General features: G+C 71.7%; 26 protein-coding genes. 10 read left to right on the plus strand and 16 right to left on the minus strand.

Features of this window, described 5'->3' with window-relative positions:
• Positions 1-1,066: 1,066 nt before the first annotated feature.
• From IEY56_RS05435 to IEY56_RS05455, 5 genes are read right to left on the minus strand one after another with little or no spacing between them, the layout of a single operon-like run.
• Entirely contained in the window at positions 1,067-2,113 is a 1,047-nt protein-coding gene (locus tag IEY56_RS05435) for an ABC transporter ATP-binding protein (protein WP_229711632.1), read from the minus strand.
• A complete protein-coding gene (locus IEY56_RS05440) occupies positions 2,110-3,081 on the minus strand; it encodes an ABC transporter ATP-binding protein (protein ID WP_189035937.1) in 972 nt (323 codons plus the stop codon). The genes IEY56_RS05435 and IEY56_RS05440 overlap by 4 nt, the downstream gene beginning before the upstream one ends.
• Entirely contained in the window at positions 3,078-3,941 is an 864-nt protein-coding gene (locus tag IEY56_RS05445; protein WP_189035938.1) for an ABC transporter permease, read from the minus strand. Before IEY56_RS05445 ends, IEY56_RS05440 begins: the two co-directional genes overlap by 4 nt.
• Positions 3,938-4,882: an ABC transporter permease gene (locus tag IEY56_RS05450; RefSeq protein ID WP_189035939.1), complete on the minus strand. Its 945-nt coding sequence runs from the start codon at positions 4,880-4,882 to the stop codon at positions 3,938-3,940. Before IEY56_RS05450 ends, IEY56_RS05445 begins: the two co-directional genes overlap by 4 nt.
• Positions 4,882-6,372, minus strand: coding sequence for an ABC transporter substrate-binding protein (locus tag IEY56_RS05455; protein WP_229711633.1), 1,491 nt, complete (start codon positions 6,370-6,372; stop codon positions 4,882-4,884). Before IEY56_RS05455 ends, IEY56_RS05450 begins: the two co-directional genes overlap by 1 nt.
• Positions 6,373-6,580: 208 nt before the next feature.
• On the opposite strand from IEY56_RS05455, the gene IEY56_RS05460 reads away from it, so the two are divergent.
• Positions 6,581-7,231 carry a DUF1028 domain-containing protein gene (locus tag IEY56_RS05460; protein WP_189035941.1) on the plus strand — a complete coding sequence of 217 codons (651 nt, stop codon included), beginning with the start codon at positions 6,581-6,583 and terminating at the stop codon, positions 7,229-7,231.
• 107 nt (positions 7,232-7,338) lie between these two features.
• On the opposite strand, the gene IEY56_RS05465 is transcribed toward IEY56_RS05460, so the two are convergent.
• Together IEY56_RS05465 and IEY56_RS05470 are read right to left on the minus strand one after the other, a co-directional pair.
• Entirely contained in the window at positions 7,339-7,986 is a 648-nt protein-coding gene (locus IEY56_RS05465) for a helix-turn-helix domain-containing protein (RefSeq protein ID WP_189035942.1), read from the minus strand.
• Between the two features lie 188 nt (positions 7,987-8,174).
• Entirely contained in the window at positions 8,175-8,582 is a 408-nt protein-coding gene (locus IEY56_RS05470; protein WP_189035943.1) for a nuclear transport factor 2 family protein, read from the minus strand.
• Positions 8,583-8,660: 78 nt separating this feature from the next.
• Between IEY56_RS05470 and IEY56_RS05475 the strand changes: the two genes are divergently transcribed.
• On the plus strand, positions 8,661-9,098 hold the full coding sequence (locus IEY56_RS05475) for a MarR family winged helix-turn-helix transcriptional regulator (RefSeq protein WP_229711634.1): 438 nt from the start codon (positions 8,661-8,663) through the stop codon (positions 9,096-9,098).
• Between the two features lie 124 nt (positions 9,099-9,222).
• Here IEY56_RS05475 and IEY56_RS05480 read toward each other — a convergent pair whose 3' ends face one another.
• The 7 genes from IEY56_RS05480 to IEY56_RS05510 all read right to left on the minus strand — a co-directional run bounded on the left by IEY56_RS05480 (position 9,223) and on the right by IEY56_RS05510 (position 14,839).
• Positions 9,223-10,449 carry an acyl-CoA dehydrogenase family protein gene (locus IEY56_RS05480; RefSeq protein WP_189035945.1) on the minus strand — a complete coding sequence of 409 codons (1,227 nt, stop codon included), beginning with the start codon at positions 10,447-10,449 and terminating at the stop codon, positions 9,223-9,225.
• Positions 10,450-10,455: 6 nt separating this feature from the next.
• Positions 10,456-11,478, minus strand: a complete 1,023-nt coding sequence (locus tag IEY56_RS05485; protein ID WP_189035946.1) for a phosphotransferase family protein — start codon at positions 11,476-11,478, stop codon at positions 10,456-10,458.
• 297 nt (positions 11,479-11,775) lie between these two features.
• On the minus strand, positions 11,776-12,726 hold the full coding sequence (locus IEY56_RS05490; RefSeq protein WP_189035947.1) for an MBL fold metallo-hydrolase: 951 nt from the start codon (positions 12,724-12,726) through the stop codon (positions 11,776-11,778).
• A 120-nt stretch (positions 12,727-12,846) separates the two neighbouring features.
• Entirely contained in the window at positions 12,847-13,323 is a 477-nt protein-coding gene (locus tag IEY56_RS05495) for a gluconokinase (protein ID WP_189036220.1), read from the minus strand.
• Positions 13,324-13,373: 50 nt separating this feature from the next.
• Positions 13,374-13,703: a DUF202 domain-containing protein gene (locus tag IEY56_RS05500; RefSeq protein ID WP_189036221.1), complete on the minus strand. Its 330-nt coding sequence runs from the start codon at positions 13,701-13,703 to the stop codon at positions 13,374-13,376.
• Positions 13,700-14,095 (minus strand): YidH family protein, encoded by a 396-nt coding sequence (locus tag IEY56_RS05505; RefSeq protein WP_045866552.1) that lies wholly within the window; start codon positions 14,093-14,095, stop codon positions 13,700-13,702. Before IEY56_RS05505 ends, IEY56_RS05500 begins: the two co-directional genes overlap by 4 nt.
• A 183-nt stretch (positions 14,096-14,278) precedes the next feature.
• Positions 14,279-14,839 carry an NUDIX domain-containing protein gene (locus tag IEY56_RS05510; RefSeq protein WP_189035948.1) on the minus strand — a complete coding sequence of 187 codons (561 nt, stop codon included), beginning with the start codon at positions 14,837-14,839 and terminating at the stop codon, positions 14,279-14,281.
• A 122-nt stretch (positions 14,840-14,961) separates the two neighbouring features.
• Between IEY56_RS05510 and IEY56_RS05515 the strand changes: the two genes are divergently transcribed.
• Entirely contained in the window at positions 14,962-16,617 is a 1,656-nt protein-coding gene (locus IEY56_RS05515; RefSeq protein ID WP_189035949.1) for an FAD-binding dehydrogenase, read from the plus strand.
• A gap of 180 nt (positions 16,618-16,797) precedes the next feature.
• Here IEY56_RS05515 and IEY56_RS05520 read toward each other — a convergent pair whose 3' ends face one another.
• Positions 16,798-17,619, minus strand: coding sequence for an NAD(P)-dependent oxidoreductase (locus tag IEY56_RS05520; protein ID WP_189035950.1), 822 nt, complete (start codon positions 17,617-17,619; stop codon positions 16,798-16,800).
• Between the two features lie 77 nt (positions 17,620-17,696).
• Here IEY56_RS05520 and IEY56_RS05525 point away from each other — a divergent pair, with 77 nt between their 5' ends.
• The 7 genes from IEY56_RS05525 (at position 17,697) to IEY56_RS05555 (ending at position 23,747) form a co-directional block, all read left to right on the plus strand.
• On the plus strand, positions 17,697-18,365 hold the full coding sequence (locus tag IEY56_RS05525; protein ID WP_229711635.1) for a GntR family transcriptional regulator: 669 nt from the start codon (positions 17,697-17,699) through the stop codon (positions 18,363-18,365).
• Positions 18,366-18,708: 343 nt separating this feature from the next.
• Complete coding sequence (locus IEY56_RS05530; RefSeq protein WP_189035951.1) at positions 18,709-19,674, plus strand: DUF6282 family protein; 966 nt, start codon at positions 18,709-18,711, stop codon at positions 19,672-19,674.
• Positions 19,671-20,387, plus strand: coding sequence for a PIG-L deacetylase family protein (locus IEY56_RS05535; protein ID WP_189035952.1), 717 nt, complete (start codon positions 19,671-19,673; stop codon positions 20,385-20,387). The genes IEY56_RS05530 and IEY56_RS05535 overlap by 4 nt, the downstream gene beginning before the upstream one ends.
• Complete coding sequence (locus tag IEY56_RS05540) at positions 20,384-21,043, plus strand: RraA family protein (RefSeq protein WP_189035953.1); 660 nt, start codon at positions 20,384-20,386, stop codon at positions 21,041-21,043. The genes IEY56_RS05535 and IEY56_RS05540 overlap by 4 nt, the downstream gene beginning before the upstream one ends.
• A complete protein-coding gene (locus tag IEY56_RS05545; protein WP_189035954.1) occupies positions 21,040-21,804 on the plus strand; it encodes an ABC transporter ATP-binding protein in 765 nt (254 codons plus the stop codon). Before IEY56_RS05540 ends, IEY56_RS05545 begins: the two co-directional genes overlap by 4 nt.
• Positions 21,801-22,655 (plus strand): ABC transporter permease, encoded by an 855-nt coding sequence (locus IEY56_RS05550; protein ID WP_189035955.1) that lies wholly within the window; start codon positions 21,801-21,803, stop codon positions 22,653-22,655. Before IEY56_RS05545 ends, IEY56_RS05550 begins: the two co-directional genes overlap by 4 nt.
• A gap of 66 nt (positions 22,656-22,721) precedes the next feature.
• Positions 22,722-23,747, plus strand: a complete 1,026-nt coding sequence (locus tag IEY56_RS05555) for an ABC transporter substrate-binding protein (protein WP_189035956.1) — start codon at positions 22,722-22,724, stop codon at positions 23,745-23,747.
• Positions 23,748-23,802: 55 nt separating this feature from the next.
• Here the strand turns inward: IEY56_RS05555 and IEY56_RS05560 are convergent, their stop codons facing one another.
• On the minus strand, positions 23,803-24,366 hold the full coding sequence (locus IEY56_RS05560; protein WP_189035957.1) for a GNAT family N-acetyltransferase: 564 nt from the start codon (positions 24,364-24,366) through the stop codon (positions 23,803-23,805).
• Positions 24,367-24,610 lie beyond the last annotated feature (244 nt).

The raw sequence follows: 24,610 nt of genomic DNA on the forward strand, positions 1-24,610 counted from the left end.
TGGCCCGTTGTTCGGTCCTGGGCTGGGGCCGTTGTCCGGGCCGGGCGCCGGTCCGGGGTCGTTGTTGGGTCCTGTGTCCGGGCTGTTGCCGGGTCCCGGGGCGGGGCCGGGGCCGTGTGCTGTTCCCGTGTCCGGGGTGTTGTCCGGGCCGGGGGTGGGCGGGGCCGGTGCGGGGGGTGTTGGGGTGTCGGGGAGGCCGTCGGCTGCGTGTCGTTCGGGTTCTTCGACGGGTGCCGGGGCGGGGTCTGGCCCGTTGTTCGGTCCTGGGCTGGGGCCGTTGTCCGGGCCGGGCGCCGGTCCGGGGTCGTTGTTGGGTCCTGTGTCTGGGCCGTTGCCGGGTCCCGGGGCGGGGCCTGGCCCGTTGTTCGGTCCTGCGCCGGGGCCGTTGTCGGGGCCCATGTCCGAACCGTTGTCGGGGCCTGGGCCGGGTGCCGGTCCGGGGCCGTCGCCGGGTCCTGGGGCGGGGCCGGGGCCGTTGTTCGGTCCTGCGCCGGGGCCGTTGTCGGGGCCCATGTCCGAACCGTTGTCGGGGCCTGGGCCGGGTGCCGGTCCGGGGCCGTTGCTGAGTCCTGGGGCGGGGCCGGGGCCGTTGTTCGGTCCTGCGCCGGGGCCGTTGTCGGGGCCGGGTGCTGGCCCGGGGCCGTTGTCGGGTCCCGCGCCCGGGCCGGGATCGTCGTCGGCCGGGCCCTGGTCCGGCGCGCTCGTGCTGGAGTCGGGCCCGGAACCCGGCCCGGTGTCCGCGGCGGCCGATCCGGCGGCCGCGAGGCTCGCCGCGAAGGCACTCGCGATGATGAAGCCGCCGCGCTTTCCGATGGATCTCGGCAAGGCACGATGGAATGCCGCTGACGGACGACGGTGACGTCCTGCCATTCGTCTTCCTTTCCTCGGCCGGCGTCGGAGCCGGTTCTGGGTGTGTTTCGTTACGGGTCTGATGTGCCGTGCTTCGCCGCAGACATCCGGCGGGGCCGGCCGCCTCGACTCCCCGCGGTGCCGCGGTCGTTCGGATGCTGCTCCCTTCTGGTTCGGGGCCGGTCGGGAACTCCGGTCGTGATGCGCTGACTCGCGCTCAGTGGACGAAGCGGCGCAGCCGCTCCGGCGACAGCGACTCCTCGGTGCGTACGCACCAGACGTCGTGGTCGCCGGAGACAGCGGTCTTCGGGACCGGCTCCGCGCATTCGCCGGCTGCCAGGGGGCAGCGGGTGCGGAACACGCAGCCGGACGGCGGGTCGAGCGGGCTGGGAGGGTCGCCGCCGAGGAGGATCCGCTCGCGGTTCCTCTCCGTGGCCGGGTCCGTGTCGGGCACCGCGGACATGAGCGCCTGCGTGTAGGGGTGCGCGGGCCTGCTGTAGAGGTGGTCCGTCGTGCCCGTCTCCATGCGGCGGCCGAGGTACATCACGACGACGTGGTGGCTCATGTGCTCGACAGCGGCGAGGTCGTGGGACACGAACAGGTAGGTCAGGCCGAGTTCGTCCTGCAGCTCCCGCAGCAGGTTCATGATCTGCGCCTGGACGGAGACGTCGAGGGACGCGGTCGACTCGTCCAGGATGATCAGGTCCGGATCCGCCGCGAGGGCGCGCGCGATGCTCACGCGCTGGCGCTGCCCGCCGGAGAGTTCGTGCGGGTACCGGGCGGCCGTCTCCGGCACCAGCCCTACGAGATCGAGCAGTTCGGCCGCTCTGCGCTTGCGTCCGGCGCGTCCGGAGAGCATGCGGTGCACGTCCAGGGGTTCGCGCACGGTCGCCCCGACGGTGCGTCTCGGATCGAGCGACGCGTACGGGTCCTGGAAGACCATGGCGATGCGCCGGCGGAGCTCGCGCGCCCGGGCTCCGCGGGCGGCCAGCACGTCCTGGCCGTCGAGGCGGACCGTGCCGGACGTGGGCTGGACGAGGCGGGTCAGCGCGTTGCCTATCGTCGACTTGCCGGACCCCGACTCGCCCACCAGGCCCAGCGTCCGGCCGCGTTCGATCGTGAAGGACACGTCCTCGACGGCGTGCACCCAGGAGCGGTGGCGGCCTTCCCGCGGGCCGGGGAACCGTACGCACAGGTTCCGCACGTCCAGCAGCGGTCCGGTCCGGTTGTCCAGGGCCTCGCCCGGACCTGCTGTGCTGCTCACTGGTCCTCCGGGCAGAACGTGCGGGTGTAGTGGCGCCGGCCGACCTCCAGCAGGTCCGGGACCTCGGTCTCGCACCGCGGGTCCCCCTTGACGGGGCAGCGGTCGAAGAAGACGCAGCCGGGCGGCAGCGCGCGGGGGTCGGGGGGCGTTCCCGGGATGGCGGTGAGGCGGTCGCGTCGCTTGCCGAGGACCGGACGCGCTCCCAGCAGGCCCCGTGTGTAGGGGTGTGCGGGCGCTCCGTGCAGCGTCTCGACGGGGGCCTGCTCGACGACCTGCCCGCCGTACATCACCACGACGTCGTCGGCGAGTCCGCCCACGACGGCGAGGTCGTGGCTGATCCAGACGACCGCCATGCCCATGCGCTCCTGCCGCTCGCGCACGAGGTCCAGGATCTGCGCCTGCGTCGTGACGTCGAGCGCTGTCGTGGGCTCGTCCGCCACGAGGACGTCAGGCTCACACGAGAGCGCGATCGCGATCATCACCCGCTGCCGCATCCCGCCGGACAGCTGGTGAGGATAGGCGTCGAGTCGTCGGTCCGGGTCGGCGATGCCGACGGTCGCGAGGAGCTCGCGCGCACGGTCGCGCGCGGCCCGCCGTGTCGCGCCGAGGTGTTCCTCGATGCCCTCGGTGATCTGCCGTTCCACTGTGAGGAGCGGGTTGAGCGAGGTCATCGGGTCCTGGAAGACGAATCCGAGCCGCCGGCCGCGTATGCCTTCGAGTTCGCGCCGGGACAGCTTCAGCAGGTCCCGCCCGCCGAGCAGGGCGCTGCCCGTGACGGTCGCCGGCGGAGGAAGGAGTCCCGCCGAGGCGAGCACCGTCATCGACTTGCCCGATCCCGATTCCCCCACGACGCCGAGCGTCCGTCCCGCTTCGACGGACCACGACACGCCGCGTACGACGCGGGCCGCGCGCCTGCCGCGGCCGAGGACGACCGTGAGGTCCTGTACGGCGAAACCCGGAGCGTTCATCGGCCCCTCCTGGACTCCATGGCGGATCGCTGGCGGGGGTCGAGGACGTCGCGCAGCCCGTCTCCCACGAGGTTGAAGGCGAGCACCGTGACGAAGATGGCCAGCCCCGGGAAGACGCTCATCCACCAGGCGTCGGTGAAGCCCTTGCCGTCGAAGAGCATCCGCCCCCATGACGGCTGGGGCGGCTGTACGCCGAGGCCGAGGAAGGAGAGCGCCGCCTCCGAGAGGATCGCGAAGGCCAGGCTGAGCGAGGTCTGGACGATGACCGGCGCCGAGACGTTGGGCAGTATGTGGGTGCGGATGATGCGCAGCGGCCCGGCGCCGATGGCGGCGGCCGCCTTCACGTAAGGCTCCTCGCGCAGCGCCAGGGCGCTCGCGCGGGTGACGCGGGCGAAGACCGGTACGTACACCACGCCGATGGCGACGGTCGCGGTCGTGACGCCGGGCCCGAGCACGGCGACGATGGCGATGGCCAGCAGCATGATGGGGAAGGCGAAGACCACGTCGACGACCCGCATGATCACGGTGTCGGCCCATCCCCGGAAGTAGCCCGCGAGCAGGCCGAGGAGTACCCCCGCGACCAGTGCGATGCCCACGCTGACCAGGCTGACCTGGAGCGAGATGCGGGCGGCGAGGACGACGCGGCTCAGGATGTCGCGCCCCAAGTCGTCGGTGCCGAACCAGTGTTCGGTGCTCGGCGGGCGCAGGGCCCGGGTGACGTCGACGGCGTTCGGACCGTAGGGGGCGAGGTGCGGGCCCAGGACGGCGAGGACGACGAGCAGGGCGACGACGCCGAGCCCGGCCGCCGAGACGGGGCGCCGCAGCAGGTGGTTCCACGCGGAGAAAGGACGTGCGCTCATCGGATCGATATCCTCGGGTCGATTCGCGCGTACAGCAGGTCGACGGCCATGCTGACGAGCAGGAACAGCGCCGCGACCAGCAGCACCGCCCCCTGCACCACGGGGTAGTCCCGTGCCGAGACGGCGTCGAACGTCAGCCGCCCCAACCCGGGCCAGGCGAAGACCACTTCGATGACGATGACCCCGCCCATGAGGATCGCCGCCTGCACGCCGATCACGGTGACGACGGGGACCATCGCGTTGCGGACCACGTGCCGGCTCCTCACGATGCGCTGCCGAAGGCCCTTGGCCCTGGCGGTGCGTGCGTGTTCGGAGCCGAGCGACTCGAGGACGGCGCTGCGGACGAACCGGGTGATGATCGCTCCGGAGACCAGTCCCACCGCCGTCGCGGGCATGATCACCCTGGACAGCCAGCCGAGGGGGTCCTCCGTGAGCGGCACGTAGCCGGACGGCGGCAGCCACCCCAGCGTGCTGGAGAACAGCAGGATGAAGAGGATGCCCAGCCAGAAGTCGGGTACGGAGACCCCGAACTGGCTTACGACGCGCACGATCGTGTCGCTGATCCTGCCCTGGTGCGTCGCCGCGTAGACGCCGAGGGGGATGGCGAGACCGACGGCGATGACCATCGCCGCGAACGCCAGGGACAGCGTCGCGGGGAGGCGTTCGAGCAGCACGAGCGTGACCGGTTCCCCGGTGCGGAAGCTCACGCCCAGGTCACCGGTGAGCGCACTGCCCACGTAGTGGAAGTACTGGCTGATCAGCGGGCGGTCGAGTCCCGAGGCGGAACGCAGCGCCTGGTAGGACTCGGGCGTGTACTGCGTGCCCAGTGCGACCCGTACGGGGTCTCCCGGCACGAGGTGCATCAGGGCGAAGACGACGACCGTCACACCCAGCAGGACGGCGGCGGCGTGCCCGGCGCGGGCCAGAGTGAAGCGCAGCATCAGTCGGCCAGCCTCGCGTCCCGGAATCGGATGGCGCCGTCGCTGCGGACCTCGTATCCCCGCAGCTGCGGTGCCCACACCTGCACGACGTCGGGGTTGTAGAGGTAGATGTAGCTGGCGTCGTCGGCGATCTGCCGGGCGGCCCGCGCGTAGCGCTCCTTGCGGGCCTTCCGGCCGGACTCCTTCTGTCCCGCCTCCAGCAGCTCGTCGACCTTGCGGCTCGAGTACTTCTGGAAGTTGAAGTTCCCCTTGGAGTGGTGCTGGGCGTAGTAGAAGTCCTCGGCGTCGAGGTTGCCCAGCCAGCCGAGCATCAGCATGTCGTATTCGCCCTTGCCCTGCTTGTCCAGCCAGGTGGCGAAGTCGACTTCGCGCGGCTTGACCGTGATTCCGATCTTCTCCAGCTGGGACGCGATGACCTGGCCCGCGATGACCGTCTCCGGGTACTCCTTGGTCACCAGCATGTCGATCTTCAGGTTGCGGACGCCCGCCGACCTGAGCAGCCTGGCCGCGCGGCGCGGGTCGTGCGAGTAGGGCGAGTACGCGGTGTACCAGGGGTTGGTCTTCGGTATGGCCAGCTGGTTCACGCTCGCGTTGCCGTACTGCGTGGCCTGCACGATGGACTTGCGGTCGATGCCGTAGGCGATGGCCTTCCGCACCCGCGGGTCGCCGAACGGCTTGCGGTCCTGATTGGCCGCCAGGTACCAGTAGTCGTTGCCCACTTCGGTGTCCAGCTCCAGGTCCTCGTTCTGCGAGACCCGCTCGACCTGCTGGGGCGGGATGTTGTCCGTCCAGTTGATCTCGCCGGCCTCCAGGTCGGCGAGGGCCGTCGTGGGCTCGGGTATGAACCGGAACGTCAGCGAGGGGATCTTCGGAGCGCCGCCCCACCAGCGGGAGTTGGCCTTCAGGCGGATCGACTCGCCGGGGTTGTAGTCGTCGAAGGAGAAGGGCCCGGTGCCGACCGGCCGCGTCTTGATCTTCCCGCTCTCGACGTTCCTCTTGTTGACGATCGCGAGCCCCTTGTGCCCGCCGATCCTGGAGAGCAGGTTGTACATGGGCTTCTCGAGCTCGAGGCGGACCGTCGAGTCGTCGGGGGCCGAGATGTCCTCGACGCCGTCGAACCGCCAGGCGTTGCCCAGCTTCTCGTCGATGATGCGCCTGTACGAGTAGACGACGTCGTCCGCGCCGAACTCGGAGCCGTCGTGCCAGGTGACGCCCTTCCGGAGGGTGAACGTCCAGGTGAGCCGGTCCTTGCTGACCTTCCAGCGCTCGGCCAGCGCCGGTCTCATGTCGAGGTTCCGGTCCGGCTCGACCAGGGTGTCGAAGGTGTTCTCGAGCACCTGGAAGGAGAAGTACGCCGACGTACGGTGCGGATCGAGCTGATCGGGCTCGCCCGCGATCGCCGCCACGACGCCGGAGCCGTCCTTGCTGAGACCGCGGTCCACGCCCGTGCCGGGCGAACACGCGCCGAGCAGGGCAGATGCGAGTGCCACGCACGTCCAACGGCTCAGCCGTCCCATGCCTGCCTCCCCCGCTTCGATCGTCTGGTCATCGCCGCCCCTTCTTCATTATGATGAAGGAGCGTCATTATCGCGAAGTACGGGCACGTTACGAACCCCGGCGGGTGAGGTCAAGACACGGTCCGTAACCGTTACCCGGAGTTGACTCGGGCAACCACCGGGCTGTCAGAGAGGAAGACCTGTGACCTATTCCCTGGTGGTACGGGACGGCGACGGAAGCTTCGGCGTCGTCACCGCGTCGAAGTCCCTGGCCGTGGGCGCCACCGTGCCCGCCGTCGCCGCCGGCGCGGGCGCCCTCGTGACGCAGGCTCACACCAACACGACGTTCGCCGAACGCGGCATCGCGGAGCTCCGCGGCGGACGTGGCGCGGCTCAGACGGTCGAGCGCCTGATCTCCTCCGACCCGGGACGATCGCTGCGGCAGCTCGCGGTGCTCGGCGCGGCGGGCGAGGCCGCCGCGTGGACGGGCCCCGACTGCACAGGCGCCGCCGGCCACCTCCTCGGCCCCGGATGCGTGGCCACGGGGAACTGCCTGACCGGGACGCCGGTGCTCAACGCCATGCGGGACACCTTCCTGGCCTCGGCCGGCCCGCTGTCCCGGCGCCTGATCGCGGCGCTGGCCAGCGGCGAGGAGGCGGGCGGGGACAGCCGCGGCCGGCAGAGCGCCGCACTGCGCGTCGTCGCCCCCGACGACGACGGCAGCCTCCGCAACGCCACCCGTGTCGACCTGCGGGTGGACGACCACCCAGACCCGGTGGGCGAGTTGCGGCGGCTCCTGGCGCTGCACGAAGCCTTCACCGGCGCGGTCGATCCGTCCGGGCACGGCCGCTGAGGGCGGTTCCGCGGACGCCGGGCCGCTCGGCGTCAGCGCTCGAACACGCCCTACCGGGCGGGCGGTTCAGCGTAAGGGTGCCGAACGGACCGCCCGCGGGGCGTAGTTCAGAAGGCCAGAGGAGTGACCGCGCCCAGTACCACCGTGGTCTCCGTACCGGGGTTGGCCCACCAGTGCGCGGCCGTGCAGTCGTAGGTGATCGTGTCGCCCTGCGACAGGTCCACGACCTCCTGGCCGATGCTCACCCTCAGCCGCCCGGACAGCACGACGACGCACTCCTGGCCCAGGTGGCGGTAGGAGCGTCCCTCGTTGCTGAAGCCCGGCGGCACCTCGCTCCGGATCACCTGCAGGCGCCCGCCCGAAGGGGTCAGCAACTCGCGCAGCACCTGCGGTTCGCGCGTGTCGTCGCTCGGTGCGGGCAGCCGGGGCCCGTGACCGGCGCGGACGACGTGGTGCTCGGGCTCCGCCGCACCCTGCAGCAGCTGCACCAGCGGGAGGCTGAGCGCGGAGGCCAGCCGCTGCAGCGTCTGGAGGGAGGGATTGCCCTGACCGCGTTCGAGCTGACTCAGCGCTCCGGTGCTCACGCCCGCGCGGGACGCGAGCGCTTCGACGGTCATGCCCAGGAGGCGCCGCGTCGACCGCACCGTCGTCCCGATGGTGGCGAGTTCACCGCCACCGCCAGCGGCGGAGACGCCCTCTGGATCCGCGAACTCCCCTGCTGAACCGTCGGGTTCCCTCTCGGGTTTCCTCGGCATCCCTCACCCTTCGGTACACCGCTCCGGTCGGACACGCACATGGGCGCCTCAGGATTCTATGCGGCCGGGCGGCCGCGCCCGGAGCGCCATCCGCCGCGCACGCTGCACGGGTTCGCGGCCGGACCGCGGGCCGCGGACGACGGGCGATGGGCGACGGGAGCGGCAGGGTGGAGCTTCGGGGGAAGGCGTCAACCGCCGCTGCCGGACGGCCTGTCGAGAGCGGGACCGTGACCGGCTGCGGCTGTCAGCGCTTGAGTGAGCCCGTCGTATCGGAGGACGGCAGTGATGTGGTCGTCGCGGAGCCGGAAGAGGGTCGCCAGGCGGACGGGTGCGGCGTCCGGATCCGCGTGCGGAGCCGACGGCCACGTCGCGTCCTGCTCGACGATCACCGTCGATCCGTCAACCGCGTGCCAGGAGACGGCGCGAAGGTGGATGCCCGCGTGCTCGACCCATCCGGCGAGTGAGTCCACCCCGGACGTCTCGCCCCTCGGGCCGCTCATGACGATGTCCTCCGCCGCCACCGCCCGCGCGGCGGAGGCGTCCCGTTCGTTCACTGCCCGGTGCCACTCGCGCACTGGTGCCCAGTCGGCTGCCACGGTGGCCTCCTTTCTATGTGATACGCATACACTCTATATGCGTATCGCATGCAAATCGGTGGGGACGAGGAGGTACCGGTGAGTGAGCGCGTGCAGCCCGGCAGGACGCTTTTCCAGTTCGTCAGGTTCTGGGCGCGACGATGGACCGGCGCCGGTTCGGGAATCGAGGCCGAGCGGGGGAGGGACGTCATGGTCACGGAGGCGGTCGCGGCCCTGGCGGACGGCGGAGGGGCATCCGTCAACGACGTGGCGCGCGAGTTGGGGATCGACCAGTCGGGAGCGAGCCGCATGGTCGCCCAGGCGGTCGCCCGCGGGTACCTGGTGAAGAGCCGCGCAGCCGATGCCCGTCGCCGTGCCGTGCAGGTCACCGAGGCCGGCCGCGAGCTGATCGACGCGGCGCACGCCTGGCAGGAGCAGGTGTTCGCCGAACTGACGGCGGACTGGAGTCCGGAGGAAGTGGACCGGTTCACCGAGTCCATGAGGCGCCTCGTCGCGAACAGCAGGGCGGGCGGCTGAGCCGGCCCTGCCTGCGGGCGCAGCCCGGCACGGCTTAGAGCGTCTGCGGGCCGCCGACGACCTCCGGAGAGCGTCGGCGGCCCGCAGACCGGCTCGGTGCAGCCCGTTCAGCTCGCGTGGCGCATCATTCCGCTGCGGCGGTGTACTGCTTCAACTCCCGGCGTGCCAGCGACCTTTGGTGGACCTCGTCGGGGCCGTCCGCAAGCTGGAGCGTGCGGGCCGCCGCCCACAGCTCGGCCAGGGGGAAGTCCTGGCTGACGCCGCCCGCACCGTGCAGCTGGACGGCACGGTCGAGGATGCCGACGACGGCGCGCGGCGTGGCGATCTTGATGGCCTGGATCTCGGTGTGGGCGCCCTTGTTGCCGACGGTGTCCATGAGCCAGGCGGTCTTGAGGACCAGCAGCCGCAGCTGCTCCACCTGGACCCGCGCGTCGGCGATCCACTCCCGGACGACGCCCTGCTCGGCGAGCGGCCTGCCGAAGGCCGAACGCTCCACCGCCCTGCGGCACATCAGCTCGATCGCGCGCTCGGCCATGCCGATGAGCCGCATGCAGTGGTGGATGCGCCCGGGACCCAACCGGGCCTGGGCGATGGCGAATCCGCCGCCCTCCTCGCCGATGAGGTTCGACCTCGGAATGCGCACGCCGTCGAAGACGACCTCGGCGTGCCCGCCGTGGTAGTGGTCCTCGTACCCGTAGACCTGCATCGCCCGCCGGATCTCGAGACCGGGGGTGTCGCGCGGTACCAGCACCATCGACTGCTGGCGGCGGATGTCGGGGCCGTCCGGGTCGGTCTTGCCCATCACGATGAAGATCCTGCAGTCGGGGTTCATCGCCCCGGAGATGTACCACTTGCGGCCCGAGACGACGTAGTCGTCGCCGTCCCGCCGGATGCGCGTCTCGATGTTCGTCGCGTCGGACGAGGCCACGTCGGGCTCGGTCATCGCGAACGCGGAGCGGATCTCGCCGCTCAGCAGGGGCTCGAGCCACTGCCTGCGCTGCTCCGGATTGCCGAACTCCGTGAGCACCTCCATGTTCCCCGTGTCGGGGGCGTTGCAGTTGACCGCCGTGGGCGCCAGGCGGGGGCTGCGGCCGAGGATCTCGGCGAGAGGGGCGTACTGGAGGTTGGTCAGCCCGGCGCCGTAGGTGCGGTCGGGCAGGAAGAGGTTCCACAGGCCGTGCTTGCGTGCCTTGGCCTTCAGTTCCTCCACCACCGGCACCGTCTCCCAGGGGGAGTCCTGCTCCTCGCGCTGCGCGTCGGCGACCGCTTCGGCCGGGTAGACGTGCTCGTCCATGAACGAGGTCAGCCGCCGGCGCAGCTCTTCCGTGCGCCCGTCGAATGCGAAGTCCATCTGACCTCATCCCTTCCGCAGCGTGGTGAGTCCGTTGTCGATGAAGACCGGCACGAGGTCGCCGATCCGGTCGAAGCCCGGGCCGACCGTCTGCCCGAGCGTGTAGCGGTAGTGGATGCCCTCCAGGATCACGGCGAGCTTGAACCAGGCGAACGCCGTGTACCAGTTGATGCGCGAGACGTCCCGTCCGGAGGCCGCCGCGTAGCGCTCTACGAGCTCCTCGGCCGCGGGGTGGCCGGGGGCCTCGGCAGTCGTGCTGATCGGGGCGTCGGGGATGTCGAGGCGCTCGCTGTACATCACGAGGAGCCCGAGGTCCGTCAGCGGATCGCCGAGGGTGGACATCTCCCAGTCGAGTACGGCGGCGATCCGGTCGTCGGCGGTCGCCAGCACGTTGTCGAGCCGGAAGTCGCCGTGCACGACGGCCGGCTGGGGTGATTCGGGGAGCTGCCCGGCCAGTGAGTCGCGCAGATCGTCGATACCGCTGAGCTCCCGGCTGCGGGACGCCTCCAGCTGCTTGCCCCAGCGGCGCAACTGCCGCTCCAGGAAGCCCTCGGGGCGTCCGAAGTCACCGAGGCCGACGCTCTCCGGGGCGACGGCGTGCAGAGAAACGAGGGTGTCGGGCAGTGCGAGCGCGAGGGCTCGCGTGCGTTCCGGTCCGAGGGCGGCCAGCTCTCCGGCCGTACGGTACGGGGTGCCCTCGACGTGCTCCATCACGTAGAACGGCGCCCCGAGCACATCGGGGTCCTCGCACAGCAGCACCGTGCCGGGCACCGGTACGTCCGTCTCCCGCAGCGCCGTGATCACGCGGTACTCGCGGGCCATGTCGTGGGCGGTGGCGAGCACGTGGCCGAGCGGGGGACGCCGTACGACCCAGCGGCTCTCCCCGTCGGTCACCCTGTACGTCAGGTTGGATCTGCCGCCCTGGACGACCTCGGCTCTCAGCGGCCCCCGCACAAGGCCGGGGCGTTCCCGGTCCAGATGTCCGGCGAGCCGCCCGAGATCGAGACCGGGTGGATTCTCCTTGGTCATGCCTGCGCGCTCCTCTGCGTGATGGGGGACGCCACTGCTCGGACGGGACGTTCGGGACGGGCTGGTGCGGGCGGCCGCGTCCCGGCCGGGACGCGATCCACACCGACAAGCTGCCCCTCCACGGGCGGCGGGCAACGGGCAACCGCAGTCGCATCGATCATGCCGACTAGTCGGTATGGCGTCTAGGGGTGGACGGCCTCCGGGCGCCCCGGAGGCCCCGCATGTGACGCGATCCACGTACACGCGGACGGTGCCACGCACGGGGGAGGGACGCCGTGCCTCCGCACGCGCTGCCGCTCAGGCGTGGCACGCGACCGGCCTGCCGCCGTTCATCTGCTCCATGTCGCCCCACACGGTGGGGACGTCGAGCGGCTCGCCCAGCGGACGTCCCGCGAACTCCGCGTAGGCGCGGTGCACGTTCGCCACCAGCCGCTCGCTCTCCGCCAGTTCGGCGAACTCGCCCAGGTCGGCCGCGCGTGCGGCCTCCAGCGGCGTGAGCCCCCGGTCGTACGCGTCGCGCGACAGCTCTTCCACGAAGCGCAGATAGCGCTCCACGGTGTCGTAGACCTCCGGCCCCGCCGGCGGCCCATGCCCCGGGACCACCGTCCGCGCGCCCAGCGCACGCAGCCGGTCCAGTGCGTGCAGCGACCCGCTGAGGGAGCCCATCGGGATGAACGGCGTCCCCTTGTGGAAGACGAGGTCGCCCGTGAACACGACGCTCTGCCCGGGCAGCCACACGACCGTGTCACCGGTGGTGTGCGCGACTCCCGGATGGAGGCAGCGCACCTCCACTTCGCCGACGTGCAGCGTCAGTTCGTCGCGGAATGTGAGCGACGGCGCCGTGACCTGGATGTCGCCGAACTCCACCTCCGGCCAGATCGCGTGCAGTTGGCGTCCTGCCCGCAGGGTCTCCTCCCGGCACGACTCGTGCCCGATCACCGTCGCGCCGGGACTGAAGACGGCGTTGCCGTAGGTGTGGTCGCCGTGGTGGTGGGTGTTGACGACCGTGGACGGCGCCGGCGCCCCGCTCGCCAGCAGCGCCTCACGCAGCCGCAGCGCCCGCGGACGCGTCGCCGCGGTGTCCACGAGGAGGGTCGTGCCGTTGTCGCTGACCCAGCCGGCGTTGTTGAGGCACCAGCCGCCGTCCGGCTGGATGTAGGCGTGTACGCCGTCCGCCACTTCCTCGGTGTACGGCTCGCCGGCCGGCAGGCCGCTCACGCCGTCTTCCGCCACTGCCGTAGAAGCCATCCGCCCGTTCTCCCCCTCGTTCGTCCCTGCCCGGTGAACTTCCCCCGGCCGTCCGGGTGGTGCGGCCGCGACGCCGTGCAGCCCGGTGCCGCACAGGTTGTCAGGCTCCGGGCGTCCCGGCTACGGCGTCAGTGCGGCGAGCGCTTCGTCGGTGACTTCCCCGGGAGGTCCTCCGACGGGCACCGCCGCCCCGCGCTCGTCCTCCTCCAGGGGTTCGAGCGTCTCGAACTGCGAACGCAGCAGTGCCGGAGGCATGAAGTGCCCCTTGCGGCCTGCCATCCGCGCGGAGACGAGCTCCTCGGAGCCGTCGAGATGGAGGAAGAAGAGACGCGCACCGCTCTGCTCGCGCAGCCGGTCGCGGTAGCGGCGGCGGAGCGCCGAGCAGCTCACGACGCCTCCCCGGTCCGAGTGTTCGGCCAGCCACACCCCGATGGCGTCCAGCCACGGGCGCCGGTCCTCGTCGTCCAGCGGCGTACCGGCCGACATCTTCGCCACGTTGGCCGGCGGATGGAAGTCGTCCGCCTCCGCGTACCGCACGCCGAGACGTTCCGCGAGCAGCGAGCCCACCGTGGACTTGCCGGACCCGGCCACGCCCATCACCACGACCAACGGCACCTGGGACTCCGTCTGTCGTCCCTGCTCCTCGTTCACCACAGCAGCACCACTCCCACCATCGCCATAGCCAGTGTGCACAGCGCCGCCGCCCGCACCACCCCCGGGTCCGGGGCGGACGGACGGCCGGCGGCCATCGCGGCGATCCGCCGGTGTGCGAGCACGAGGAACCCCAGCCAGGACAGCACCCCCACCGCCGCGGCGGCTGCCTCCACCGGAGACGCACCGCCGCCGCCGTAGAGCACGTCGCGTATGGCCAAGGCGACGGCCACGGCGAACGTGAGCGTGGTGCGGCGCCAGGCGAAGCGGGTACGTTCCGGCTGCGCCGCCGGATCGCGGGTCCGTCCCCCGCTTCCGCCGCTCAGCTGCCCGCTCCCAGCGCGACGGCGACGAGCACCAGCAGCGCCGCCACACCGGTCGCCGTCGCCAGCAGCACGGGGAACCGGGAGACGGGGAGGTCCTCGCCGCGGCGCATGGCGCGCTCGCAGCGCATCCAGTGGTTGACGGCACGGAACGCGCAGGCCGCCGCGCACGCCAGGACGGCTGCCGAGACGGACGTGCGGACGGCCCAGCGCAGCCCGGTCAGGAACTGGTCCACGGCGATGCCGCCCGCGACGAGCGCCAGCGCCGTACGGATCCACGCGAGAAACGTGCGCTCGTTCGCCAGTGAGAAGCGGTAGTCGGGGGTGGAACCCTCGGCCCGCAGTCGCTGCGGGGCGAACCACAGCCGGAGCGTCGCAAGGAGCCGGTCGATCATGGCACCGAGCCTACGGCCCCCGCGGTGCCGGGCGTCTGTCCCCGCGGCTCCCTCCGGCTCGCGCTGCGCCCGCGCCGGTGCGGCCGCTCGCTCCGCGGCCGCTCAGCAGGGCAGGGCGGGCGGGACCGCGGAACGGGCCGGACCGCCCGGCGTGCCGCCGACCGGGTTCGCCGCGCGCGCCGTTCAGCCGGAGGCAGGGTCCGTCGGCTGCCTCGACGCCCTCCATGCCTGGAGCCGCCGGTGGGACTCCAGCCCGTCCGGAACGACGTCCCATCCGGGCAGCAGGCGTTCCAGTTCGTCCTCCGCGACGAAGTCCCACCAGTCGACCTCTTCGGGCTGCGGCCGCACGGGCAGCGAGCACTCCACCTCGTACACGCCCATGAACCACTGGTGCAGCGGTGACTCGTAGAGGAACGTGAAGCGGTGCTCCGGCTGCGGCAGCCCCGTCACGCCCAGTTCCTCCTCGGCCTCCCGCAGCGCGCCTTCGTCGTAGCTCTCTCCCGCGCCGACGACACCGCCGACCACCACGTCGTACATGGAGGGGAAGACGAGCTTGCCGGGAGTGCGCCGGTGGACGAAGATCCGCCCCTGCGGATCGCGTACCCGGATCGCCGTGCAGCGGTGCCGCAGCCGCCGGGCTGTCGCCTCGCCGCGCGGGGCCCGTCCCGTCACACGGTCGTCGGCGTCGACGATGTCGAGCAGCTCGTCCTCGGGCGCCGGCTGCCGGCCGATGGTGTCTGCCATGGTGCACATTCCATCACCGGCGGTGGGGTGCCGCCCGCTTCCGCAGGGGGTTACTCTCCGGTCACGAGATCTTCCGGGTGAACGTCCGCGCGCACAGCCGGGTGTGGAACAGGTGGGACACAATGGCGTACGACGCCGATGTCATCGTGATCGGGGCAGGCCTCGCCGGGCTCGCGGCGACGGCCGAACTGGCCGACGCCGGCCGCAAGGTGATCCTCCTCGACCAGGAACCCGAGCAGTCGCTGGGAGGCCAGGCCCACTGGTCCTTCGGAGGGCTCTTCCTCGTCGACTCGCCGGAGCAGCGCCGCCTGCGCATCCGCGACAGCCGCGAACTCGCCTGGCAGGACTGGCAGGGCACCGCGGGCTTCGACCGCGAGGAGGACCACTGGCCGCGCCGCTGGGCGGAGGCGTACGTCGACTTCGCGGCGGGGGAGAAGAGGGCGTGGCTGCGGCAGCAGGGCCTGAAGATCTTCCCCGTCGTCGGGTGGGCGGAGCGCGGCGGCTATGGCGCGAGCGGCCACGGCAACTCGGTGCCGCGCTTCCACATCACGTGGGGCACCGGACCCGGCATCGTCGAGCCCTTCGAGCGGCGCGTGCGCGCGGGTGCCGAGCGCGGGAACGTCGAACTGCGCTTCCGGCACCGCGTCACCGGGCTGGGGCGCAACGCCGGGACCGTCGACACGGTCAGCGGCGAGATTCTCGAACCCAGCGGAGTGGAGCGGGGAGAGGCGAGCAGCCGCGACGTCGCCGGCCACTTCGAGCTGCGGGCCCAGGCCGTCGTCGTCACCTCCGGGGGCATCGGCGGCAACCACGACCTCGTACGCGCCAACTGGCCGCAGCGGCTGGGCACTCCGCCCGCGCGCATGCTCTCCGGGGTGCCCGCCCACGTCGACGGGCTGATGCTCGGCGTCACGGAGAAGGCCGGCGGGCGCATCGTCAACCGCGACCGGATGTGGCACTACACGGAGGGCATCGAGAACTGGGACCCGATCTGGAACCTGCACGGCATCCGCATCCTGCCCGGCCCGTCCTCGCTCTGGATCGACGCGACGGGCAAGCGGCTGCCCGTGCCGCTCTACCCGGGGTTCGACACCCTCGGCACCCTCGACCACATCATGCACACCGGGCACGACTACACCTGGTTCGTCCTCAGCCAGAAGATCATCGAGAAGGAGTTCACACTCTCCGGCTCCGAACAGAACCCCGACCTGACGGGCAAGGACGTGCGGGGCGTGCTGAACCGGGCCGGCGGTGGCGCGCCGGGGCCGGTGCAGGCGTTCATGGACAAGGGTGCGGACTTCGTCATCGAGCGTGAACTGGGCCCGCTCGTACGGCGGATGAACGAGCTGACCGGCGAAGGCCTCATCGACGAGACCGCCCTGCGCCGCGAGATCGAGGCCCGGGACCGGGAGATCCTCAACCCGTTCACGAAGGACCTTCAGGTGACCGCCCTCCGCGGCGCGCGGAAGTACATCGGCGACAAGCTGATCCGGGTCGCCTCGCCCCATCGTCTCCTCGACCCGAAGGCGGGGCCCCTCATCGCCGTTCGGCTCAACATCCTCACCCGCAAGTCGCTCGGCGGACTCGAGACCGACCTCGACGCGCGGGTCCTCGCCGAGGGCGGCGAGCCGCTGCCGGGCGTGTACGCGGCAGGGGAGGCCGCGGGCTTCGGAGGAGGCGGCGTACACGGATACCGGTCCCTGGAGGGGACCTTCCTCGGCGGGTGCCTCTTCTCGGGACGTACGGCAGGGCGGGCCGCGGCGAAGGCGGTCGGCTGACCCCTGGGCGGCGGTCTCTGCCGGGGCCGGTGCGGTGCGTGCCTGCACTGCGCGTAGTCCGCTGCGGGGCTCGGCCGTGTGCCGGAGCGCGTCTCCGTCCGCCGGTGCGCCGCCGTCCTCCGGCGAACTCGGGCTGCTCGCGGAGGCGGTCCGCCCGCTGGCCGCCCGCCGTCCGTCCGGCTAGGCGTCCCGCTGCGCGGACTTACCGGCGGCCAATTCGGCGAGCAGATCGCGGCTCGCCGCCGCCACGCGCGGCTGGACGCCCAGCTCGCCGAGCATGTCCGCGGCCGCCGACATCTCGGCTGTGCGGCGCACGGCGTGGCGGTGCGTGCCCTGCACGAGCCGGTCGACTGTGCCGGCGTCCGCCTGGCTCAACTCGCTGACGATGTTCTCCCTGACCCACTCCTCGCAGCCCGCCGCGCGCCCCGCTTCGAGGGCCTCCACCACGGCGGCCGCCAGACCCTTGAAGAAGACGCTGCGCAGCAGCTTCCGTTCGGCTGCGCGGCCGGGCGGCCCCTCGATCAGTGCGACGTACGCGCCCAGATCCGACAGCAGCCGCGCGGCCGCGGCGGCACCGGGCCCGCTGGCGAGCATGGGCACGCGCAGGCCGCGCCGGGGGACCGGGGCCATGATGGCGAAGTCGGCGAAGTCCACTCCGTGTTCGGCGGCAGTATGGGCCAACTCGCGTTTCGCGCCCGGTGACGCGGTGTTGAGGTCCGCCCACACCGCGCCGGGGCCCACCGAGCCGACGCCCGCGAGAAGCACCCCCTGGGCTGCCGAGGCGCTGTTGACGCTGAGCACGACGTGCGCGCCCGCCGCCGCCTCGGCCTCGCTGCCCGTGCGGGTGACGCCTTCCGGCACCGGTACGGCGGCCGGGTCGTAACCGCGTACCGCGGCGCCGGCGCTCGCCAGGTCCCCGGCGAGGGAACCGCCTGCTTCGCCGAGACCGAGGACTGCCACCACGGTCCGGGCGTCTTCTTCCGATGAGGTGTCCGAGGGCATGCCGCTACACTAAGCTCGGACAAAATTGTTGACAATATCGGTGCGTATTTGTGCGGCGGAGAGGAACCGGGGAGATCGTGGCTGAGGACGGGGCACGCAACGGGGCCGGGGCGCCACTGGTGGAGGCCATCCGCGAGGCGATCATCAGAGGCGAGTTCGTGCCCAACCAGCGGCTCGTGGAAGCCGATCTCTCCTCGCAGTTCGGCGCCAGCCGCGCCAGCGTCCGCTCCGCGCTGCTGGAGCTGACGAACGAGGGGCTGGTCGAGCGCATACAGAACCGCGGTGCCCGGGTGCGCGCGGTCCCGCTCGACGAGGCCATCGAGATCTCCGAGGTCCGGATGGTGCTCGAAGGGCTCTGCGCCGCCAAGGCCGCCGAGGCGGTCACGGGCGAAGAGGTCCGCGAACTCCAGGGCATCGGCAAGTCCATGCGCGAAGCCGTGGCCGGCGGGGACCTGCTCGGATATTCCGCCCTGAACCAGGAACTGCACCGCCGCGTGCGCGAGATCGGCGGTCAGCGGACCGCCTCGCGGGTGCTGGAGCGGCTGCGCGGCCAGAACGTCCGGCACCAGTTCCGGCTCGCGATGCACCCCGGGCGGCCCTCGGTCTCGCTGCCCGAGCATCTGGCGATCATCGACGGCATCTGCACGCACGACCCGGAGGCCGCCGAGCGTGCGGCCCGTGCCCATCTGCGCAGCGTCATCGAGGCACTTCGCGAGGTCGACGCCCAGCCCGGGCACAGACCCTGACGCGAACTCGCACCGCCGGCCCCCCGCCCGGGTGCCGGACTTCCGCCCGTCCCGTACGGACCGCGCCGGGCCCTGGTTTATCCGCTCCCAGTGATCGGATGCGCCGGGGTCCGGCGCTTCCGTCTGCGGGCCGGGAGGTGCGTGCCCGGAGGCCCGGCGCACCGGCGGCCCCTCGGCTCCGAGGCCCTTCACCCTTCGCCGGTCCCGGTGACTCCGGCGGGCGCGGCAGCTCCACGCCCCTGCTCCCTTCCGTCCGGTTTCGACCGACCCCTTGACTGCTGTAGCCAAGATTGTTGACAATCTGCACGGAGATTATGGCTGCAAAGGATCGCTAAGGAGAGACATGGCCGATCACCCCCAGCCGTCGAACCACGCGAGGGAGCTCGTCAAAGGCGCGTACGACGTGCACATCCACGTGGCACCGGACGTGATGCGCCGTCGCATCGACGACGTCACGCTCGCCGAGCGGTTCGCGGCAGTCGGTCTGGCCGGCTTCGTCCTCAAGTCGCACTACGCCCCGACCGCGGAGCGCGCGGAAGTCGTGCGCAGAGCCGCGCCGGGCGCCTCCGCGCTGGGAGCCATCACGCTCAACGCCTCGGTCGGAGGGCTCAACCCCGTCGCCGTCGAGATCGCCGGGCGCGGCGGAGCGAAGTTCGTCTGGCTCCCCACGGTCGACAGCGCCAACCAGCGCCAGTGCCGGGCCTCCGAGCCCGAGGGGGCGACGCCTCCCATGTGGGCGAAGCTCCAGGACGATCTGCGCGCGGACGGCATGGCCGCCGAGCCCGTGGAGGTCGTGGCGCCGGACGGCACTGTCGTAGACGCCGCCCGGCAGGTCTTCCGTCTGATCGCCCGGCACGACATGGTCCTGGCCACAGGCCATCTGCACGCGGACGAGATCGCCGCGGTCGTCGACGCCGCCGCGGACGAAGGCGTCGAGCGGATCGTCGTCACACATCCGGAGTTCACCTCGCAGCGCGTCGCCGTCGAGCGCCAGCAGCAGCTCGCCGCGCGCGGCGCACTGCTGGAGCGGTGCTTCACCACGCCCTACACCGGCAAGGTCGAGTGGGACGTGTGGTTCCGGGCCGTCCGGGAGGCCGGCCCCGAGAACTCCGTGATCTCCAGCGACCTCGGTCAGCCCTTCAATCCGCCGGTCGAGGACGGTCTCGCCCTGTGCGCGGACCGCCTGCTCGCCGAAGGCTTCGACGACGGCGAAGTGCGCATTATGACCGTGCACAACAGCCGCTGGCTCGTCGGCGCCGAGGCGCTGCCCGACGCTCCCGCCGCACACCGGAAGGCCGACACCGAATGACTGAGCGACGCATGCTTGTCGTCGGCGCGCACAGCGCCGACTTCGTCTGGCGGGCCGCGGGTGCCGTCGCCGCCCACACTGCGGCGGGCGGCGAGGCCCTGGTCGTCGCCCTGTCCTACGGGGAGCGCGGCGAGTCCGGGGTGCTCTGGAAGCAGGAGGGCCAGACCGAGGAGAACGTCAAGCGCATCCGGCACGAGGAGGCGTCCAAGGCCGCCGCCGCCGTCGGGGCCGGTTTCCGGGCGTTCGATCTCGGCGACTACCCGCTGAACGTGACCCCGCAGGACGTCGAGCGGCTGGCGGAGCTCATGCGCGACTTCGCCCCGCACGTCGTGCTCACCCACCCGGAGAAGGACCCCTTCAACCCCGACCACCCGGTGGCGCACCAGGCCGTCGCCCGGGCCCGGCTGCTGACCTCGGGGGCGGGGGTCGCCAGCGGCTTCCGTACGGCGCCGCCCTCGGAGTTCCTGGTCTTCGAGCCGCACCAGCCCGAGCTGTGCGGTTTCACACCCACCGTCTACGTGGATATAACGCCCGTATTCAAACGTAAGGTCGACGCCATGAGCTGCATGGCTGCTCAGCAGTACCTCCAGGAGTACTACGCGCAACGGGCCGACCAGCGCGGCAATCACGCGCGCAAGGTCACCGGCAATCAGGAGATCCGCCAGGCGGAAGCCTTCCAGCGGCTGCTGCCCCACGTGGTCGGTGGGCTGTGAGCGCCCCGGGCACGGGGACGCCGTGCTCCGAGGCCGCGCTCGCCGAACTCGCCGACGCCGGAGTGGCGACGGTCTACGAGGCGTACGGGCGCCGCGGCCTGCTCGACGCCGACTGGACGCCTCTCACCCCGGGATGGCGCACGGCCGGACCCGCCCGCATCGCCTACTGCGGGCAGGGCGACAACCGCGCGGTCCACGAGCTGATGCCGCACGTACGGCCCGGCGAGGTGCTGGTGCTGACGATGCCCGAGCCGGAACCGGTGGCCCTCTTCGGCGACCTTCTCGCCACCCAGGCCGCCGCCTGTGGAGCCGCTGCCGTGCTGGTGAACGCGGCGGTCCGGGACAGCGCCGACCTGGCGCGGCTCGGCTACGGGACGTGGACGCGCTGGCGCCGGGCCCGTGGCGCCACGAAGAGCGAGCGGGGCAGCGTGAACGTGCCGGTGGAGATAGGCGGCACGACCGTCGCGCCGGGGGACGTCGTGGTGCTCGACGACGACGGCGTCACCGCGGTGGCGTCCTCCGACGTGGAGGAGACCGTGCTGGCAGTGCGGCAGCGCATCGCCAAGGAGGACGGTCTGCGCGAGCGCTGGGCGGCCGGCGAGTTCAGCTACGACGCCTACGGGCTGCGGGCGGCCGACGAGGGAGGGCCCTCATGACAGGTGTGCTCGCGGCGGAGCGGCTCACGAAGCAGTTCGCCAAGGACGACCAGGCGATCGTCGCCCTGCGGGAGTTCTCCCTGACCGTCGAGGAGGGCAGCTTCGTCACCGTCCTCGGACGCAGCGGCTGCGGCAAGTCGACGATGCTCAACCTTCTCGCCGGGCTCACCGAGCCGTCCGACGGCGCGGTGACGTACCGCGGCAGGAAGCTCAGCGGCCCGGACATCGACATCGGCTACCTCACGCAGTCCGACACGCTCATGCCGTGGCGGGACGTGCAGCGCAACGTCGAGATGCCGCTGGAGATCCGCGGCGTGCGCGCGGAGGAGCGCCGCGGCACGGCCGCCGAACTGCTGGAACGCGTCGGCCTCAAGGGATTCGAGAAGCACTATCCGCGTGAACTCTCCGGCGGTATGCGGCGCCGCGCCAGCCTGGCCCGCATGCTCGCCGGCACGCCGCGGACGCTGCTGATGGACGAACCGTTCGGCGCGCTCGACGCGCAGCTGCGCACCGAACTGCAGGAGGAACTGCTGCGGCTGTGGCAGGGCAGCGGCCAGACGGTGGTGTTCGTGACGCACGACATCGAGGAAGCCCTGCTGCTGGGCGACCGCATCGTGGTGCTCGGGCAGCTCGGCCGCGTCGTCGCCGACCGCGAGGTCGGCCTGGAGCGGCCCCGCACCCTGGACACCCTGCGCGTCGACCCCGCCTTCGTCGAACTGCACACGGCGATGGCCGCCGCGCTCAAGGAGGGCTCGTCATGACGGAACAGCTCGTGAGCCCGGGGCGGCAGACCTCCGCGGGCGGCCCCGTCCGCATCCCCGTCGAGCGGACCTGGTGGCAGCGGCACGGACGCACGACGACCGTGTGGGCGCTGCGTCTGCTGCTCGTCACGGTGCTGCTGGCCGGCTGGCAGATGACGGCGGGCAGCCTCTTCGACATCACCTTCACCAGCAAACCCAGCGCCATCGCCGGACGTCTCGGGGAGTGGTCCGCGGACGGCACTCTGTGGACGCACAGCCTGGTGACCATCCAGGAGATCGTCTACGGCTTCCTGCTGGGAGCGGTGGCGGGCGCCGTCGTGGGCTTCGTCCTGGCGTCCCTGCAACTGGCGTACCGGGTCATCGACCCGTTCATGATGGCGCTGTACTCGATTCCGAAGGTGGCTCTGGCCCCGCTGTTCATCGTGTGGTTCGGAATCGGCATGCACATGAAGGTGCTGCTCGCCGCCGCGACCGTCTTCTTCCTCGTCTTCCTCAACACCGCCGCCGGGGTGCGGGAGGTGGACCGGGGGCTCGTCGACGCGGTGCGGCTGATGGGCGGGAGCCGCAAGGACATCGCGCTCAAGGTCGTGCTCCCCTCCTCGATGACGGGAGTCCTCACGGGCCTGAAGGTGGCGATCCCCTACGCGCTGATCGGTGCGGTGATCGGGGAACTGGTCGCCTCCAACCAGGGCCTGGGCTACCTCATCAACGACGCCGCCGCGCAGTTCGACACCGCCGGGGTCTTCGCGACGCTGGTCGTGCTGAGCGTCATCGCCGCCGTCCTGAACGTCCTCGTCGGCCTCATCGGCCGCCGGGTCAACCGGTGGAAGCCGGTCGAAGCACGAGGCTGACCGCCGCCCCGGCTGTCGGCCCCCGATCCTTGATCCGCTGCGAACCCAGCGACTGGAGCTGCAGACATGAACTCTCACATCGAGCGCAGGGCGCTGCTGAAGTCGTTCGCGGCGGCCCCCCTCCTCCTCTCGCCACTGGCCGCCGGCTGTGCCGAGCACGGCTCCACCACGAAGGCCGGCACGCTCAACATCGGCCAGATCAGCAACTCCGTGGCGTTCTTCCCGCTGTTCATCGCGGAGGAGAAGGGCTACTTCAAGGACGAGGGCATCAAGCTCGGCGACAGGCCGCGGCTGGGCACCGGGGCGAAGGTGGCCGCCGCCCTCAAGTCCGGCTCCATCGACCTGGGGGCGGGGGTGCTCACCGACGCGTTCAACCTCGCCCAGAACGATCCGAGCGCCCGGGTGCTCTCCAGCCTCGTCACCGAGTACTACGTGGACATCGTCGTGGGGAAGTCGTTCGACGGGCCGGACGCCGGCGCCCCGCTGGAGGAGCGCACCAAGGCGCTCGTCGGCAAGAAGATCGGCATCACGGGTCCGGGCAGCGGCACGGAGGCCCTGATCGGGCATCTCTTCGACGGCATAGGCAAGAAGGCGAAGACCGACGCCACGCTCGTCAACCTCGGCAGCGCTGCGACTTCGGCTCTCGGAGCGCTCAAGTCGGGCCGCGTGGACGCGCTTTCGTTCTTCCAGCCGATCGGGCAGCAGGCCGAGGCCGACGGTGCCGGCCGCATCCTGATATCCCCGGCCGCGGGCCATGTGCCGGACATGAAGGGCGCGTTGCACGGCGTCGTCTTCTCCACGCAGAAGCTGCTGAAGAAGAAGGCCAAGGAGGCCGAGGGCTTCCAGAGCGCGATGAAGCGCGCCCAGGCCGACGTGCAGGGCGACCCGGACAAGGTGCGGGAGCTGCTGGAGAAGTACCTCAAGGACACCGACGCGAAGGCGCTGGACGCGCTGGTGCCGATCCTCCGGAAGGAGATGCCGGAGTCGCCGTCGGTCGAGCGCGGACCGTACGAGACGGCGCGGCGCTTCCATCAGGCAAGCGGACTCGTTGAGGACGCCCCGGAATTCGCGAAGATCAAGGCGGACGGCTGAGCCGATCCCCGGCGGGGGCGGTACGGGGCGACCCGTACCGCCCCCGCACGGGTGCCTACCGGCGTTCGCGCCGGGCCGCCCGCCACTCGGGGGCGAGCACCGACCAGACCTCGATGTCGTGCCGCTCACCCCGGCGCAGGTAACTCTCCCGCAGCACGCCCTCCTTCGTCATTCCGAGCCGGCGCGCCACCGCGATGCTGGCCTCGTTCCCGGCGGACACCACCCACTCCACGCGGTGGATGCCCCGCTCCTCGACGGCCCAGTCGACGATGACGCCGACCGCCTCGGTCACCAGGCCCCGCCCCACCGCCGCGGGCTCCAGCCAGCAGCCCGCCTCGGCTGTGCCCTGCCCGACGTCCATCGTCCGGAAGAGGACGCCGCCGACGAGCCCTTCGTCCGTCCAGATGCCGTAGATCCGGCCGGTGTCGGCCGCCGCCTTCTCGGCATACGACTTCAGGAAGACACGGGCGGACTCCAAGTCCTCGACGACGTCGGGGAGTCCGACGTACCGCCCGATGAACTCGCGCCCACGGTCGATGTGCGCCAGGAACTCGGCGGCGTGACGGGGCTCCAGCGGCCTCAGCCGCGCGCCGCCGTCACGCAGGGGTACTGAGAACAACGTGACCTCCGAGGTCGGGCCGGTACGCGGGCCGGTACGCGTCAACTGGCGGCGGTGTGCGCGGAGAAGGCGGGCGGCCGGCCGAAGCGTCCTGAGATGTCGGGCCCCGCGCGGATGATCCCATACCGCCCGTCCGCAGCGTGCACCAGTCCCGCTCGGGGGACGCGGGAGGCCCCTCGCCCCTGCCGGCGGCCGGGCACCGGACCGGCGCGACGGAGGGGCAGTTGACGGCCGGGGGCAGGAA

It is taken from the genome of Streptomyces daqingensis (assembly GCF_014645895.1).
In the GTDB taxonomy this organism is placed as follows: domain Bacteria; phylum Actinomycetota; class Actinomycetes; order Streptomycetales; family Streptomycetaceae; genus Streptomyces; species Streptomyces daqingensis.

Excerpts from the sequence above, each read along its gene's own strand:
- IEY56_RS05505 (WP_045866552.1), bottom strand. The coding sequence starts at position 14,095 with ATGATCGACCGGCTCCTTGCGACGCTCCGGCTGTGGTTCGCCCCGCAG.
- IEY56_RS05450 (WP_189035939.1), bottom strand. The coding sequence starts at position 4,882 with ATGCTGCGCTTCACTCTGGCCCGCGCCGGGCACGCCGCCGCCGTCCTG.
- IEY56_RS05515 (WP_189035949.1), top strand. The coding sequence starts at position 14,962 with ATGGCGTACGACGCCGATGTCATCGTGATCGGGGCAGGCCTCGCCGGG.
- IEY56_RS05530 (WP_189035951.1), top strand. The coding sequence starts at position 18,709 with ATGGCCGATCACCCCCAGCCGTCGAACCACGCGAGGGAGCTCGTCAAA.
- IEY56_RS05510 (WP_189035948.1), bottom strand. The coding sequence starts at position 14,839 with ATGGCAGACACCATCGGCCGGCAGCCGGCGCCCGAGGACGAGCTGCTC.
- IEY56_RS05465 (WP_189035942.1), bottom strand. The coding sequence starts at position 7,986 with ATGCCGAGGAAACCCGAGAGGGAACCCGACGGTTCAGCAGGGGAGTTC.
- IEY56_RS05490 (WP_189035947.1), bottom strand. The coding sequence starts at position 12,726 with ATGGCTTCTACGGCAGTGGCGGAAGACGGCGTGAGCGGCCTGCCGGCC.
- IEY56_RS05440 (WP_189035937.1), bottom strand. The coding sequence starts at position 3,081 with ATGAACGCTCCGGGTTTCGCCGTACAGGACCTCACGGTCGTCCTCGGC.
- IEY56_RS05535 (WP_189035952.1), top strand. The coding sequence starts at position 19,671 with ATGACTGAGCGACGCATGCTTGTCGTCGGCGCGCACAGCGCCGACTTC.
- IEY56_RS05555 (WP_189035956.1), top strand. The coding sequence starts at position 22,722 with ATGAACTCTCACATCGAGCGCAGGGCGCTGCTGAAGTCGTTCGCGGCG.
- IEY56_RS05545 (WP_189035954.1), top strand. The coding sequence starts at position 21,040 with ATGACAGGTGTGCTCGCGGCGGAGCGGCTCACGAAGCAGTTCGCCAAG.
- IEY56_RS05445 (WP_189035938.1), bottom strand. The coding sequence starts at position 3,941 with ATGAGCGCACGTCCTTTCTCCGCGTGGAACCACCTGCTGCGGCGCCCC.
- IEY56_RS05485 (WP_189035946.1), bottom strand. The coding sequence starts at position 11,478 with ATGACCAAGGAGAATCCACCCGGTCTCGATCTCGGGCGGCTCGCCGGA.
- IEY56_RS05480 (WP_189035945.1), bottom strand. The coding sequence starts at position 10,449 with ATGGACTTCGCATTCGACGGGCGCACGGAAGAGCTGCGCCGGCGGCTG.
- IEY56_RS05495 (WP_189036220.1), bottom strand. The coding sequence starts at position 13,323 with ATGGGCGTGGCCGGGTCCGGCAAGTCCACGGTGGGCTCGCTGCTCGCG.
- IEY56_RS05520 (WP_189035950.1), bottom strand. The coding sequence starts at position 17,619 with ATGCCCTCGGACACCTCATCGGAAGAAGACGCCCGGACCGTGGTGGCA.
- IEY56_RS05550 (WP_189035955.1), top strand. The coding sequence starts at position 21,801 with ATGACGGAACAGCTCGTGAGCCCGGGGCGGCAGACCTCCGCGGGCGGC.